General features: G+C 52.1%; 16 protein-coding genes and 1 other annotated feature. Of the genes, 11 read left to right on the plus strand and 5 right to left on the minus strand.

The annotated features are described in order from the left end of the window. Positions 1-93 precede the first annotated feature (93 nt). From ffh to NG42_RS13895, 6 genes are all read left to right on the plus strand, one after another. Positions 94-1,455 carry a signal recognition particle protein gene (gene ffh, locus NG42_RS13870; RefSeq protein ID WP_052900045.1) on the plus strand — a complete coding sequence of 454 codons (1,362 nt, stop codon included), beginning with the start codon at positions 94-96 and terminating at the stop codon, positions 1,453-1,455. A gap of 148 nt (positions 1,456-1,603) precedes the next feature. Then, positions 1,604-1,852: a 30S ribosomal protein S16 gene (gene rpsP / locus NG42_RS13875; RefSeq protein ID WP_052900046.1), complete on the plus strand. Its 249-nt coding sequence runs from the start codon at positions 1,604-1,606 to the stop codon at positions 1,850-1,852. An 18-nt stretch (positions 1,853-1,870) separates the two neighbouring features. Beyond that, positions 1,871-2,419, plus strand: coding sequence for a ribosome maturation factor RimM (gene rimM, locus NG42_RS13880; protein ID WP_052900047.1), 549 nt, complete (start codon positions 1,871-1,873; stop codon positions 2,417-2,419). A gap of 35 nt (positions 2,420-2,454) precedes the next feature. Next, complete coding sequence (gene trmD, locus NG42_RS13885) at positions 2,455-3,219, plus strand: tRNA (guanosine(37)-N1)-methyltransferase TrmD (protein ID WP_053115850.1); 765 nt, start codon at positions 2,455-2,457, stop codon at positions 3,217-3,219. 52 nt (positions 3,220-3,271) lie between these two features. Next, positions 3,272-3,619, plus strand: a complete 348-nt coding sequence (gene rplS, locus NG42_RS13890) for a 50S ribosomal protein L19 (RefSeq protein ID WP_031374778.1) — start codon at positions 3,272-3,274, stop codon at positions 3,617-3,619. 141 nt (positions 3,620-3,760) lie between these two features. Next, positions 3,761-4,468 (plus strand): GNAT family N-acetyltransferase, encoded by a 708-nt coding sequence (locus NG42_RS13895; protein WP_052900049.1) that lies wholly within the window; start codon positions 3,761-3,763, stop codon positions 4,466-4,468. Here NG42_RS13895 and NG42_RS13900 read toward each other — a convergent pair. After that, positions 4,439-4,966, minus strand: coding sequence for a GNAT family N-acetyltransferase (locus tag NG42_RS13900; RefSeq protein ID WP_052900050.1), 528 nt, complete (start codon positions 4,964-4,966; stop codon positions 4,439-4,441). The genes NG42_RS13895 and NG42_RS13900 overlap by 30 nt on opposite strands. 351 nt (positions 4,967-5,317) lie before the next feature. On the opposite strand from NG42_RS13900, the gene NG42_RS13905 reads away from it, so the two are divergent. Beyond that, positions 5,318-6,397 carry a 3-deoxy-7-phosphoheptulonate synthase gene (locus NG42_RS13905; protein WP_052900051.1) on the plus strand — a complete coding sequence of 360 codons (1,080 nt, stop codon included), beginning with the start codon at positions 5,318-5,320 and terminating at the stop codon, positions 6,395-6,397. A 2-nt stretch (positions 6,398-6,399) separates the two neighbouring features. After that, the gene (tyrA, locus tag NG42_RS13910; protein WP_052900052.1) at positions 6,400-7,521 is read left to right on the plus strand and encodes a bifunctional chorismate mutase/prephenate dehydrogenase; all 1,122 of its coding nucleotides are present in this window, start codon (positions 6,400-6,402) and stop codon (positions 7,519-7,521) included. Positions 7,522-7,585: 64 nt separating this feature from the next. Here the strand turns inward: tyrA and pheA are convergent, their stop codons facing one another. The 4 genes from pheA to bamD all read right to left on the minus strand — a co-directional run bounded on the left by pheA (position 7,586) and on the right by bamD (position 10,324). Then, positions 7,586-8,746 (minus strand): bifunctional chorismate mutase/prephenate dehydratase, encoded by a 1,161-nt coding sequence (gene pheA / locus NG42_RS13915; protein ID WP_052900053.1) that lies wholly within the window; start codon positions 8,744-8,746, stop codon positions 7,586-7,588. Positions 8,747-8,768: 22 nt separating this feature from the next. Then, positions 8,769-8,893: a sequence feature (Phe leader region), on the minus strand. Continuing rightward, positions 8,845-8,892 (minus strand): pheA operon leader peptide PheL, encoded by a 48-nt coding sequence (pheL, locus tag NG42_RS23085; protein ID WP_193787948.1) that lies wholly within the window; start codon positions 8,890-8,892, stop codon positions 8,845-8,847. Its footprint overlaps the feature before it by 48 nt. A 94-nt stretch (positions 8,894-8,987) precedes the next feature. Next, entirely contained in the window at positions 8,988-9,323 is a 336-nt protein-coding gene (raiA, locus tag NG42_RS13920) for a ribosome-associated translation inhibitor RaiA (protein WP_052900054.1), read from the minus strand. A gap of 269 nt (positions 9,324-9,592) precedes the next feature. After that, positions 9,593-10,324: an outer membrane protein assembly factor BamD gene (bamD, locus tag NG42_RS13925; RefSeq protein ID WP_052900055.1), complete on the minus strand. Its 732-nt coding sequence runs from the start codon at positions 10,322-10,324 to the stop codon at positions 9,593-9,595. 130 nt (positions 10,325-10,454) lie between these two features. Between bamD and rluD the strand changes: the two genes are divergently transcribed. The 3 genes from rluD to clpB all read left to right on the plus strand — a co-directional run bounded on the left by rluD (position 10,455) and on the right by clpB (position 14,864). After that, on the plus strand, positions 10,455-11,435 hold the full coding sequence (gene rluD, locus NG42_RS13930; protein ID WP_052900056.1) for a 23S rRNA pseudouridine(1911/1915/1917) synthase RluD: 981 nt from the start codon (positions 10,455-10,457) through the stop codon (positions 11,433-11,435). Continuing rightward, positions 11,432-12,163, plus strand: a complete 732-nt coding sequence (yfiH, locus tag NG42_RS13935) for a purine nucleoside phosphorylase YfiH (protein ID WP_052900057.1) — start codon at positions 11,432-11,434, stop codon at positions 12,161-12,163. The genes rluD and yfiH overlap by 4 nt, the downstream gene beginning before the upstream one ends. Positions 12,164-12,290: 127 nt before the next feature. Continuing rightward, positions 12,291-14,864: an ATP-dependent chaperone ClpB gene (gene clpB, locus NG42_RS13940; RefSeq protein ID WP_052900058.1), complete on the plus strand. Its 2,574-nt coding sequence runs from the start codon at positions 12,291-12,293 to the stop codon at positions 14,862-14,864. Positions 14,865-15,138 lie beyond the last annotated feature (274 nt).

Raw genomic sequence — 15,138 nt, forward strand, 5'->3', positions numbered from 1 at the left:
CGCTGATTGCAGAGATCGCCATCGCTTCGTGTTATAATCCGCCGAATTGTGTCGCCTGTGCGGCCTCTCTTATACGACGTTGAGCGAGAGACAATGTTTGATAATTTAACCGATCGTTTGTCGCAGACCCTGCGCAATATCAGTGGCCGCGGAAGGCTGACCGAAGAGAACATCAAAGAAACCTTGCGCGAAGTGCGCATGGCGCTGCTGGAGGCGGACGTTGCCCTGCCGGTAGTGCGTGACTTTATTAATCGCGTCAAAGAGCGCGCGGTAGGTCATGAAGTTAACAAAAGCCTGACGCCAGGCCAGGAATTCGTCAAGATCGTTAAGAACGAACTGGTCGCGGCGATGGGTGATGAAAATAATACCCTGAACCTGGCCGCACAGCCGCCGGCAGTAGTACTGATGGCCGGTTTGCAGGGTGCTGGTAAAACCACCAGTGTGGCAAAACTGGGTAAGTTCCTGCGTGAGAAGCATAAAAAGAAAGTGCTGGTGGTGTCAGCTGACGTTTATCGTCCGGCAGCAATCCGTCAGCTGGAAACGCTGGCCGAACAGGTTGGCGTCGATTTCTGCCCATCAGATCTGAGCCAGAAGCCCGTCGATATCGTCAACAATGCGCTGCAACAGGCAAAACTGAAATTCTACGATGTGCTGCTGGTGGATACCGCCGGTCGTTTACACGTCGACGAAGCAATGATGGACGAAATCAAACAGGTTCACGCCGCGATTAATCCGGTAGAAACCCTGTTTGTCGTCGATGCCATGACGGGTCAGGATGCGGCAAATACCGCGAAAGCGTTTAACGAAGCGCTGCCGCTGACCGGTGTGGTACTGACCAAAGTCGATGGTGATGCGCGTGGTGGTGCGGCGTTGTCGATTCGTCATATCACCGGTAAGCCAATTAAATTTATGGGTGTCGGCGAAAAAACCGAAGCCCTTGAGCCGTTCTACCCGGACCGTATTGCTTCGCGCATCCTCGGCATGGGGGACGTGCTGTCACTGATTGAAGATATCGAAAGCAAAGTTGACCGCGAACAGGCGGAAAAACTCGCCAGTAAGCTGAAAAAAGGCGATGGCTTCGATCTGAACGATTTCCTTGAGCAGCTGAAGCAGATGCGTAACATGGGCGGTATGGCCAGCCTGATGGGCAAACTGCCGGGTATGGGTCAGCTGCCGGACAATGTGAAATCGCAAATGGATGACAAAGTTCTGGTGCGCATGGAAGCGATGATCAACTCCATGACACGCAAAGAGCGTGAGAAACCAGAAATTATTAAAGGTTCGCGTAAGCGCCGTATTGCGACCGGTTCCGGTATGCAGGTGCAGGACGTCAACCGCCTGCTGAAACAGTTCGACGACATGCAGCGCATGATGAAGAAGATGAAGAAAGGCGGCATGGCAAAAATGATGCGCGGTATGAAAGGTATGATGCCACCAGGATTTCCTGGTCGCTGACAGGGCCCGAAACATCATGGCGTAAAACGATAGTGAGCTTTCGATTGCTTTTTGCGCCAAAATGAGTAAAATTTTCGGGCTTTTTATATTGCAGCCGGGCCCCGTTCCTCGATGGGGCCCGGTTGTTTTATTAACTAAAGAGGATGTTATGGTAACAATTCGTTTGGCACGTCACGGCGCTAAAAAGCGTCCGTTCTATCAGGTAGTCGTCACTGACAGCCGTAATGCACGTAACGGTCGCTTCATCGAGCGCGTAGGCTTCTTCAACCCGATCGCTTCTGGTCAGGCTGAAGCACTGCGTCTGGATCTGGACCGTATTGAGCACTGGGTTGGCCAGGGCGCAACGCTTTCTGATCGCGTTAACACGCTGATCAAGCAAGCTAAAAAAGCAGCTTAATCTGTCACGGTGGTCAACATGAGCAAGCAACTCGCCGCCCGGCCCCCTGTTAAGCCGCTTATTCTCGGCAAGATGGGTGCGGCATACGGTATCCGTGGTTGGCTCAAAGTGTTTTCCTCCACCGAAGACGCCGAAAGCATTTTTGACTATCAGCCGTGGTTTATCCAACGTGCGGGTCAATGGCAGCTTATCGAGCTGGAAGGCTGGAAGCGCCACAATCAGGACATGATCATCAAAGTCAAAGGCATTGACGATCGTGATGCTGCGGGACTGTACACCAATTGCGAAATTGTGGTCGATTCCGAGCAATTGCCAGAGCTGGATACGGGTGACTATTACTGGAAAGACCTTATCGGTTGCCAGGTTGTCACCACGAAAGGCTATGAGCTGGGTAAAGTCACTGAGTTGATGGAAACCGGTTCAAACGACGTTCTCGTCGTGCAGGCAAACCTGAAAGATGCCTTCGGTGCGAAGGAGCGGTTAATTCCGTTTCTTGATGAACAGGTTATCAAGAATGTCGATCTCACTACCGGCACCATTGAAGTAGATTGGGATCCTGGTTTTTGACCTCCGAACAAAGCGGTAAGCAGGCGGCACCATCGATGTGGATTGGCATAATCAGCCTTTTTCCAGAGATGTTTCGCGCGATTACCGACTACGGGGTAACTGGCCGGGCAGTAAAAAATGGCCTGCTCAGCATTCAGAGCTGGAGTCCTCGTGATTTCACTCAGGACCGGCACCGTACCGTAGACGAACGTCCTTACGGCGGCGGACCGGGAATGCTAATGATGGTTCAACCCTTACGGGATGCCATCCACGCAGCAAAAGCGGCGGCAGGAGAAGGTGCTAAGGTGATTTATCTTTCACCTCAGGGGCGCAAACTTGACCAGAATGGCGTTTGCGAACTGGCGACTAACCAGAAGTTAATTCTGGTGTGTGGTCGCTATGAAGGGATTGATGAGCGCGTAATCAAAACCGAGATCGACGAAGAGTGGTCTATTGGTGATTACGTTCTCAGTGGTGGCGAACTGCCTGCAATGACCTTGATTGATTCAGTATCCCGGTTTATTCCAGGCGTACTGGGCAAACAAGCCTCAGCCGAAGAAGATTCGTTTTCTGATGGTTTGCTGGATTGTCCGCACTACACCCGACCTGAAGTGTTGGAAGGGATGGAGGTTCCGCCAGTGTTACTGTCGGGCAACCATGCCGATATTCGCCGTTGGCGCCTGAAACAGTCGCTGGGCCGTACCTGGCTTAGAAGACCTGAACTTCTGGAAAACCTGGCTCTGACTGAAGAGCAAGCAAGGTTGCTGGCAGAGTTCCAACGGGAATTCTCCGGGCACCAAAACGATGATGCGGTGGGTTAAGCGTAACGCTAACCTCCTTAAATATCAGTTTACCCAGGATAAGAGATTTATTATGAGCAACATTATTAAGCAAATTGAACAAGAGCAGATGAAACAGGACGTACCTTCATTCCGTCCGGGTGATTCCGTGGAAGTGAAAGTATGGGTCGTTGAAGGTTCTAAAAAACGTCTGCAGGCATTCGAGGGCGTGGTTATCGCTATTCGTAACCGCGGTCTGCACTCTGCATTCACTGTTCGTAAGATTTCCAACGGCGAAGGTGTTGAGCGTGTATTCCAGACTCACTCACCAGTAATCGACAGCATTACTGTTAAACGTCGTGGTGCCGTGCGTAAAGCCAAACTGTACTACCTGCGTGAGCGTACTGGTAAGTCAGCTCGTATCAAAGAGCGTCTTAACTAAGATACAGCTTACGCTGCATCCAAAAGTTAATAGCAAACAAGGGGTTGACCGACTGGTCAGCCCCTTTTTTTTGTGTGGAAGTCACCGCTCAGTGCTGTCACATTAATGGCCACGACATCATTAACATCACTGAGGCTTTTTATGCAGCGAACCAATCAGTACCAGCAACCCATTGGTGAAGCATTACCTGACTGGCAACCGGTGTTGTCGCCACCGCGAGCGGTGATCGCCGGACGCTATTGCCGGCTGGAGCCACTGGATATTAATAGTCACGCGAAGGATCTGTATGACGCTTATGCCAGTGCACAGGATGATCGCGACTGGACCTATCTGATGAGTCCACGACCGGTTGATGTGGCGGCCTGTCGTGAGTGGATTGCCGACAAGGTGTCCGATTCTACCTTGGTACCGGTTGCTGTCGTCGATAATCTGACGGCAAAAGCGGTGGGAATGGCGTGTTTTATGCGTATTGATAACAGTAATGGCGTGCTGGAGCTGGGGCATCTGAGCTGGTCTCCCGCTATGCAGCGCACGGTTCTGGGTACAGAAGCGTTATGGCTGATGCTAAAAACCACCTTTGAGCTGGGCTATCGTCGCTGCGAATGGAAGTGCGATTCACTGAATGCACCCTCGCGCGTGGCGGCAGAGCGTCTGGGATTTCGCTGGGAAGGGCGATTTCGTCAGATGATGGCGCGCAATAATCGCAACCGCGACACGGACTGGCTGTCGATTATTGATAGCGAGTGGCCAGCGATTGATCTGGCAATCAGTACATGGCTCGATCCGCAAAACTTCAGTGCGGAGGGACAACAACTCCAGTCACTGCGGAGCCTGATGCCTGCGGCGTAAATGATAGATAGCGGTATTCACCGGGCCGCTATCGAGAATGATCAAGCCATAACGCGTATCGATCAATTCTGCGCCACTGGCTGTGGCTACCGCGCGGCTGGCAAGGTTAGTTTCTGCCGCCAGAATTTCGATGGTGTTAATTTCCGGGCAGCGGAAAGCCTGCTCCGCCAGATATGCGACCGCCTGACGGGCAATGCCTTTGCGCTGCTGGCTGCTACGAACCCAATAGCCAATTGCCGGCAGGCAGGATTTATCACGCGCATAGCGCAGACCGGCCCCGCCTAACAGATGTCCGTTATCGTCGTAGATACCCAACTCATCCGCCTCACCTTTATTGCGCTGCATCTCAGTAAAGCTAAACCACTCACGTGCATTCTGTTCGCTGTAATCCGCATGCGCCCAGACCATCCACGGTAGCAGACTTTCCAGTGATTCATTCACCGCCTGTGCAAAAGCGGCGGCATCCTGCATGGCAAAAGGGCGAAGGTGTATATTCATTAAAGCTCCATCGTAAATTATAGCGATTTGTCCGTCTTGCTTTACAGCATAGAGGGAAGTGAAAAGGATTTCGATAGTGATGCAGGTGACAGATTTAAAAGCAGTTTTACCGGTCAGCAGGTCTCAGGAAAGCTTATTGTTGTAAACTAAAATGTACAGTAAATATGGTGTGCGTATTTATTTATTGCATTGATTAATAACATATTTAATGTGATTTTTCGCCGCAATTTCACTAAGTGGTAAATAAAGTGTACATATGTGGATTGCAGGCTTTACGTTATATGGTAAAGTACTTCTCACCTCATTGAGGATCTTAACGAACGCATAAACGAGTGAGAAAGGATCAGGATCATGCAAAAAGACGCGCTGAATAATGTTCATATCGCCGACGAACAGATATTGATTACGCCGGAAGAGTTGAAAAAACAGTTTCCGTTAAATGCCCAGCTGGAAGCGCAGATTACCGCTTCTCGTCAGACCATTTCTGACATTATCAGCGGCAAAGATCATCGCCTGCTGGTGGTCTGCGGACCTTGTTCTATTCACGATCCTGAAGCTGCGTTGGAATATGCCCGTTCCCTGAAAGATCTCTCTGAACAGTTGAAGGATCAGCTGTATATCGTTATGCGCGTCTATTTTGAAAAGCCTCGTACCACTGTCGGTTGGAAAGGGCTGATCAACGATCCTTATATGGATAACTCGTTTGATATGGAAGCCGGTCTGCACATTGCGCGTCGATTGTTGCTGAATCTGGTGGAAATGGGGCTGCCGCTGGCTACCGAAGCGCTTGATCCTAACAGCCCACAATACCTTGGCGATCTGTTCAGCTGGTCAGCAATTGGTGCGCGTACCACGGAATCCCAAACTCACCGTGAAATGGCTTCGGGTCTGTCGATGCCGGTTGGCTTTAAAAATGGCACTGACGGCAGCCTCGGTACAGCAATCAATGCGATGCGTGCGGCGGCGATGCCACACCGCTTTGTGGGCATTAACCAGGCGGGTCAGGTCTGTCTGTTACAGACGCAGGGTAATCCTGATGGACATGTGATTCTGCGTGGTGGCAAAGCGCCAAACTACGGCCCGGAAGATGTTGCGCAGTGTGAAAAAGAGATGCTTCAGGCGGGACTCCGTCCATCCTTGATGATAGATTGCAGTCATGGCAATTCAAATAAAGACTATCGTCGTCAGCCCGGTGTGGCTGAGTCTGCCATTGCGCAGATCAAGGATGGCAACCGTTCGATTATCGGTTTGATGCTGGAAAGCAACATTAATGAAGGCAATCAGTCATCTGAACAGCCACGTAGCGCAATGCGCCACGGTGTTTCCGTTACCGATGCCTGCATCAACTGGGAAACCACCGTAACCTTGTTGCGTGAGATCCATCAAAGTCTGGATGGAGTGCTGACGGCGCGTCTGTCACGAGAGGTTTAATTATGGTGGCTGAACTGACCGCGCTACGCGATCAAATTGATGAAGTGGATAAAGCGCTGCTCGATCTGCTGGCCAGACGGCTGGAGCTGGTCGCTGAAGTTGGCGAGGTGAAAAGCCGTTACGGTTTACCGATTTACGTTCCTGAACGCGAAGCCTCAATGCTGGCTTCGCGGCGTAAAGAGGCGGAAGCCTTGGGTGTACCGCCTGATTTAATTGAGGATGTATTGCGCCGTGTCATGCGCGAATCCTACTCAAGCGAGAACGATAAAGGCTTTAAAACTCTCTGTCCTGAACTGCGTCCGGTGGTTATCGTCGGGGGGAAAGGGCAGATGGGGCGGCTGTTTGAAAAGATGCTGACCTTGTCGGGCTACCAGGTAAAACTTCTGGATAAAGATGACTGGGACCAGGCGGAAAGCATACTGAGTGATGCTGGCATGGTGATGATCAGCGTGCCGATTCATCTGACCGAGCAAGTGATTGCCGAACTGCCAAAACTGCCGGATGACTGCATCCTGGTGGATCTGGCTTCGGTAAAAAATCGTCCGTTGCAGGCGATGCTGGCGGCACATAATGGCCCGGTACTGGGGCTGCATCCGATGTTTGGTCCGGACAGCGGCAGTCTGGCAAAACAGCTCGTAGTATGGTGTGACGGTCGTCAGCCGGAAGCTTATCAGTGGCTGCTGGAGCAGATTCAGGTATGGGGCGCGCGCTTGCACCGTATCAGCGCTGTTGAGCACGATCAGAATATGGCGTTTATCCAGGCGCTGCGCCATTTCGCAACCTTTGCCTATGGTCTGCATCTGGCGGAAGAGAATGTCAATCTGGAGCAGCTGCTGGCGCTGTCGTCACCGATTTACCGCCTGGAACTGGCGATGGTCGGGCGTCTGTTTGCTCAGGACCCACAGCTGTACGCCGACATTATTATGTCTTCTGGTCGCAACCTTGAACTGATCAAACGCTATCATCAGCGTTTTGGTGAGGCGATTACGCTGCTGGAGCAGGGCGATAAGCAGGCGTTTATCAACAGCTTCCGCCAGGTAGAGCACTGGTTTGGTGATTATGCCAAAAGCTTCCTGGTGGAGAGCCGTACGTTGCTGCGTCAGGCGAATGACAGTCGCCAGTAAGTCGCAACAGCAACAAACAAACCGGGATTTTCCCGGTTTGTTTATTGGCTGAGACTGACGGCAATTACTGTGGATCGACCGGCACCACGTTTTCACCTGGATAGCAGCCCAACACCTTCAGCGAACGGGTGATTGGCGTCAGCTCACGCAGCGCCTGCTGCATCTCTTCGGAACGCAGATTGCCTTGCACATCGATATAGAACATCTCTTCCCACGGATTACCGTTAATCGGGCGCGATTCAAGCTTGCTCATTATCAGATTGTGCTGACGCAGTACCAGCAGCGCTTCAACTAATGCCCCCGCTTGCTGGCCGGTGGCCATAATCAGGGTGGTTTTCGCCGGCACCTGAGCAGAAACGTCAACCGGCTTACGCGCCAGAATAATAAAACGGGTAATATTCTGCTGTTGATTAGCCAGATCGCGTTCCAGTACCTGCAAGTTATACAGTTCACCGCCCGCTTCACTGCCTAACGCCGCGACTTTCGGCGAGTTCATCTCTGCCACTTTCTCCATCGCCGCGGCGGTGCTTTCGGTGTACTCAATTTTCCACTGTGGGAAGCGATTAATAAACTGGCTGCACTGCTGGAACGGCTGCGGATGGCTGTAAACGGTTTCGATTTGCTGCAAATCTGTGGTGCCAGAGACCAGCACGCAGTGGTGAATCGGCACGGTCATTTCACCGACGATGGACAGGCTGGTTTGTTGCAGCAGGTCGTAAACGTCATTAATTGAGCCGGAGCTGGTGTTCTCAATCGGCAGCACGGCGTAATCGGCCTGACCGGTTTCAACCTGATTGATGATGTCATGAAATTTTAGACAACCGCTTTCAATAAACTGCTCGAAATGACGAGCGGCGTAGCGACGCGCGGCAAGATGCGAATAAGAGCCTTTAGGCCCAAGGAAAGCGATTCGCGCCGAATGCGCGTTGGTCTGATTCAGATGTTTTTGCAACAGTGCCTGTTGCGTCAGCACTGAGTCTTCAATGATTTGCTGAAACAGTCGAGTGATGTAATGCGCATCGAGCTGGTGGCTTTTGCCAAGGGTAATCAGGTGTTCCAGCAGATTGCGCTCACGGTCGATATCACGAATCGGCCGCTGCGTGGCCATTTTCGCCTTCGCCACTTCAATTGCCAGTCCGCGGCGTTCAGCAAGCAGCGCTAACAGTTTTTCATCAACGGCGCTGATTTTATCGCGCAGGGCTAACAGAGGGTTTTCGGTGTTCATTATCGCTACCTGTCAGATGTCCAAAAAAAAAGCCTCCCGCTTGGGAGGCTTTGTTGTTCGTCTTCGCATTCATTCTCACACGACGAATTGCCTCCCGTTCAGGGGAAGGTAAAAAAGAATGCGAAGAAAAACGGGTGTAGTTTCATGGTGATTTCCGTGAGTGCTGAGCATTAACAGTAACCGCTGCAATTTATTACTGTCAATAAAAAACGCGCCCGCAGGCGCGTTGATTATGAGTTGATCACTCTTCCTGCTCGACAACGCTCAGGTCTTTAACACTGGCAACCGCGCGGCGTGCTTCGCCTTTATGCTGTACTTTATTCAGCTGGCGCTCCAGTTTGTTAATCAAATCATTGATTGCCGCATACATATCTTCATTTTTAGCGCTGGCAATCAGTGGACCATTTGGCGTGTTTATGGTGGCATCAGCGACAAATTCTTTCGGTTCCTTTGACAGAACAATGTGCGGATTAATCAGATGAGTTTGCCACTTTTCAAGTTTGGCGAGACGGTCTTCGACATGCTGGCGGATGGCCGCCGTGATATCCATTTGCTTGCTGGTAATGTTCAGAACCATAGTACTTACCTCTCTGTCATTTCCGTCTTGGTGAGTCCAGCATAGCGCGAAAAGGAGCAAGATGTGTGATTGAGATCACGAAAATTTGTCACTTTTTGTCAATCAACATAAATCTGTGATGTTGGCTGATTAATGTGGTAACAGGGCTTGCCGGGGCGGTTTTAACGGGGCATTATTGGTGGGTTAACCCGGCTGATAAATGTCACGTTTGATGTTTTTATAGCCAAAAAAAATGGCAGCCAACTGGCTGCCATTTTTGTCTCAACGATTTATGCCGGGTTAGCCGCAATTAATTTTGCGACTTTATCCGCTTCAGCGGTTAACTGCAGCTGACGGTAGGCATTTTCCATCAACGGCAGGGCGGTGCGGGTCGCCTCAGTGTCCGGATAATCTTTCATCATCTGCTCTACGCGATTAACCACAGCGACATATGCCCCACGCTTGGTATAGAATTGCGCCACAGAGAGTTCGTATTTAGCCAGACGATCTTTCAGATACACCAGACGCTTGCGTGAATCCGCGGCATACTGGCTGTTCGGATAGCCGCGCAGCAGTTGTGAGAAGTCACGGAAAGCATTACGTGCATGCTCAGGATCGCGGTCAGAACGATCAACACCAAAGAAGCCTTGCAACGCGGAATCATCCAGAGCCATATCCGTCAGACCTTTCATATAAATGACATAGTCGATGTTCGGATGGGTAGGATTCAGGCGCATAAAGCGATCGATAGCAGCCTGCGCCAGCGGTAAATCGGCATTTTTGTAGTAAGCGTAGATCAGATCTAGCTGAACTTGCTGGGAGTAAGGGCCGAACGGATAGCGGTTATCGAGCGCTTCCAGTTGCGTTATTGCTCCTTTAAAGTTACCGTCCTGCAGTTTTTGCTGGGCCGTAGCGTAAAGCTCAGATGGTGGACTGTCAGGAACCACATCCTTGGAGCTGGAACAACCAACCAGTGCCAGGCTCAACGTGGCTGCAGCCACCAGATATTTCATACGCGTCATGACGATTTGATTATCCTCAGAGTGTTATTGCGGAAGCTGTCCGTTAAGCTCCCTTTAGTGACCAGGTACGATAGCACATTATATTAAACGGCATCGCCGTGAAAACCCAACGTTAACGAAGAAGCTGTTTATGGCACAACAAGTACAACTCACCGCAACGGTGTCCGAATCACAACTCGGACAACGCTTAGATCAGGCTTTAGCGGAAATGTTCCCTGATTATTCACGTTCTCGCATAAAAGAGTGGATCCTTGACCGTCGCGTGATGGTTAACGGCAACGTGGTCGATAAGCCAAAAGAAAAAGTGCTGGGTGGCGAAAAGGTCGCTATCAACGCTGAGATAGAAGAAGAAGCACGCTGGGAAGCGCAGGATATCGCGCTGAACATCGTCTATGAAGATGATGACATCCTGGTCATTAACAAACCACGCGATCTGGTGGTTCACCCGGGTGCGGGCAATCCTGACGGCACGGTATTGAATGCGTTACTGCATTATTATCCGGCCATCGCCGATGTGCCGCGTGCCGGTATTGTGCACCGTCTCGATAAAGATACTACCGGTCTGATGGTCGTAGCGAAAACCGTCCCGGCGCAGACGCACCTGGTGGAAGCGCTGCAACTGCGTGAAATCACCCGTGAATATGAAGCGGTGGCGATTGGTACGATGACAGCAGGCGGTACGGTTAACGAACCTATCAGCCGTCACTCGACCAAACGTACTCATATGGCGGTGCATCCGATGGGGAAACCGGCGACCACGCACTATCGCATTATGGAGCATTTCCGTGCTCATACGCGCCTGCGCCTGCGTCTTGAAACCGGCCGTACTCACCAGATCCGCGTGCATATGGCGCATATCACCCATCCGCTGGTAGGCGATCAGCTGTATGGCGGTCGTCCGCGTCCACCGAAAGGCGCATCGGAGGCGTTTATCAGCACGCTGCGTCAGTTTGACCGTCAGGCGCTGCACGCCACCATGCTGCGTCTATATCATCCGATCACCGGTATCGAAATGGAATGGCATGCTCCATTGCCGCAGGATATGGTCGATTTAATCGACGCATTGAAAGCCGATACCGAAGAGTTTAAGGATCAGCTGGACTGGTTATGAGTGAACTGATTATTCCCGACTGGCCGGCACCAGCCAATGTGCGTGCCTGCTCGACTACCCGTGCTGGCGGCTTTAGCCAGGCGCCATGGGATGCGCTGAACCTGGGGTCGCACGTTGGGGATGATGAGTTTACGGTGCAAGCCAACCGCGAGCGGCTGATGGTGATGGCGGAGTTACCTGCGATGCCGGTCTGGCTTGAGCAGGTACACGGCACCGACGTGCTGCGTCTGGATGGCAACGCACCGGCGTCACTGCGTGCCGATGCGGCCTGGAGCGATCGCCCGGGTTTAGTCTGTGCCGCAATGACGGCAGATTGTTTGCCGGTACTGTTTTGTTCCGAGGACGGTAAGCAAGTTGCTGCAGCTCATGCCGGATGGCGCGGGCTGTGCGCTGGCGTCTTAGAAGCCACGCTGGCGAACTTTTCCTGTCCGGCCAGCGAGATTCACGCCTGGCTGGGGCCGGCTATCGGGCCCGATGCGTTTGAAGTCGGGGCGGAAGTCCATCATGCCTTTGTCACTCAGGATCGACAGGCCGCAACGGCATTTAAACCAGCGGGCGAGAAATATTATGCCGATATCTGGTTGCTGGCACGTCAGCGTCTGGAGGCACAAGGCATCCGCTCAGTGAGTGGCGGAGGGCTGTGTACCATGACGCAAATCGAACAATTTTTCTCCTTCCGACGCGATGGCGTCACCGGCCGCCTGGCAAGTTTGATCTGGCTGATATAACCTGTAGTTTCAAGACGATCCAGTTAGCGTGTTTTTTCGCCTGTTATTTAAGGTCATTAACCTTGAAATATTTGAGGGATGACCTCATTTAATCTCCAGTAGCATTTTGACCTTTACAGGAGGAATTATGCGTCTGGATCGTCTTACTAATAAATTCCAGCTGGCACTCGCCGACGCCCAGTCACTCGCCCTCGGGCGCGACAACCAATTTATCGAACCTCTGCATCTGATGAGCGCTTTGCTTAATCAGGAAGGGGGATCGGTGCGTCCGTTACTCACCACTGCAGGCGTTGATGTCGCTGCATTGCGCGGCGGTATTGAACAGGCGGTCGGTCGCCTGCCGCAAGTAGAAGGCACTGATGGTGATGTGCAGCCTTCGGCCGACCTGGTCCGGGTTCTCAATCTTTGTGACAAGCTGGCGCAAAAGCGCGGCGACAACTTTATATCATCGGAATTATTTGTTCTGGCAGCACTCGATTCGCGCGGCTCCGTAGCGGATTTACTGAAGTCCGCCGGCGCAACCAGCGACAAGCTGACGAAGGCCATTGAGCAAATGCGTGGAGGGGAAAGCGTGAACGATCAAGGGGCTGAAGACCAGCGCCAGGCTTTGAAAAAATACACTATCGATCTGACCGAGCGTGCTGAACAGGGCAAGCTTGACCCGGTGATTGGCCGTGACGAAGAGATTCGCCGCACCATACAGGTGCTGCAGCGCCGCACCAAAAATAACCCGGTACTGATCGGTGAACCCGGCGTCGGTAAAACCGCCATCGTTGAAGGGTTGGCGCAACGTATCATTAATGGCGAAGTGCCGGAAGGTCTGAAAGGACGTCGGGTACTGGCGCTGGATATGGGCGCGCTGGTGGCGGGAGCGAAATATCGCGGTGAGTTTGAGGAGCGTCTGAAAGGCGTCCTTAACGATCTGTCTAAACAGGAAGGTAATGTCATCCTGTTTATTGATGAGCTGCATACCATGGTCGGCGCCGGTAAGGCGGATGGCGCGATGGATGCCGGTAATATGCTGAAACCGGCGCTGGCTCGAGGTGAATTACACTGCGTCGGCGCTACCACGCTGGATGAATACCGCCAGTACATCGAAAAAGATGCTGCGCTGGAACGCCGCTTCCAGAAAGTCTTTGTTGCAGAACCGAGTGTTGAAGACACTATCGCTATTCTGCGTGGGCTGAAAGAACGCTATGAGCTGCATCACCATGTGCAGATCACCGATCCGGCTATCGTGGCGGCGGCAACGTTATCGCATCGGTATATCGCTGACCGACAACTGCCGGATAAAGCCATCGACCTGATAGATGAAGCGGCGTCCAGCATCCGTATGCAAATCGACTCCAAGCCTGAATCACTCGACCGCCTTGAGCGCCGCATTATTCAGCTTAAGCTTGAGCAGCAGGCGCTGAAGAAAGAGTCAGATGATGCCAGCATCAAACGTTTAGAGATGCTGGAAGATGAGCTGGGTCAGAAAGAACGCGAATACTCTGAGCTGGAAGAAGAGTGGAAAGCGGAGAAAGCGTCACTTTCCGGTACGCAGACAATTAAAGCAGAACTTGAGCAGGCTAAGCTGACGCTGGAGCAGGCCCGCCGTGTTGGCGACCTGGGGAAAATGTCCGAGCTGCAATATGGCCAGATCCCTGAACTGGAAAAACAGCTGGCTGCGGCCACCCAGTCTGAAGGCAAAACCATGCGTTTATTACGTAACCGCGTAACTGACGTTGAGATTGCTGATGTGCTGGCGCGCTGGACCGGGATTCCGGTGGCACGCATGATGGAAGGTGAGCGCGATAAATTGCTGCGTATGGAGCATGACCTTCATCATCGGGTAATTGGACAAAACGAAGCGGTAGAAGCGGTTTCCAATGCGATTCGCCGTAGCCGGGCCGGACTCGCCGATCCTAACCGTCCGATTGGTTCGTTCCTGTTCCTCGGTCCAACCGGTGTGGGTAAAACTGAATTGTGTAAAGCGCTGGCTAACTTCCTGTTTGACAGCGACGACGCGATGGTACGTATCGATATGTCTGAGTTTATGGAAAAACACTCAGTGTCGCGTCTGGTGGGTGCGCCTCCGGGCTATGTCGGTTATGAAGAAGGGGGCTACCTCACCGAAGCGGTGCGTCGCCGTCCTTATTCAGTGATTCTGCTCGACGAAGTTGAGAAGGCGCATCCGGATGTATTCAACATTCTGTTGCAAGTACTGGATGACGGACGCCTGACCGACGGGCAGGGCAGAACGGTTGACTTCCGTAATACCGTGGTGATCATGACGTCTAACCTCGGTTCCGATCTGATTCAGGAACGTTTCGGCGATCTGAACTACCCGGAAATGAAAGAACTGGTCATGACGGTGGTCGGCCATCACTTCCGTCCTGAGTTTATTAACCGTGTTGACGAGCTGGTGGTGTTCCACCCACTGGGTGAGCAGCATATTGCGTCAATTGCCAAAATCCAGTTACAGCGTCTTTATCAGCGTCTGGAAGATCGCGGCTTTACACTGCATATCTCCGATGACGCGTTACAGCTGCTTGGCGAGAACGGTTACGACCCGGTTTACGGTGCGCGACCACTGAAACGCGCCATTCAGCAGCAAATTGAGAATCCGCTGGCGCAGCAGATTCTCTCCGGATCGTTGATTCCGGGTAAAACAATTAAGATGGATGTTAAAGATGGCGTGATAGTGGCCCATCAATAAACCGATGTCTGAGATGAAAACGGGCCGTTATGGCCCGTTTTGTATATTAATCGCACGGTTTTCGGCAGGTTGCAGTGGTTTTGCATGAAAAGTGAGCGCTTGAGCAAATAATTCAATTTAGCACTTGTCACCCGTCAAAAACTCCCTATAATGCGCCTCCACTGACACGGAACAACGGCTTACAGGCCAGCGGGTCGGAAGGTTCAGTAAGATGAACCGCCGGAGAAAAACTTCTGAAAAAGAGGTTGACTCTGAAGGAGGAAAGCGTAATATA

This window comes from Winslowiella iniecta, from assembly GCF_001267535.1.
Taxonomy (GTDB): Bacteria; Pseudomonadota; Gammaproteobacteria; order Enterobacterales; family Enterobacteriaceae; genus Erwinia; species Erwinia iniecta.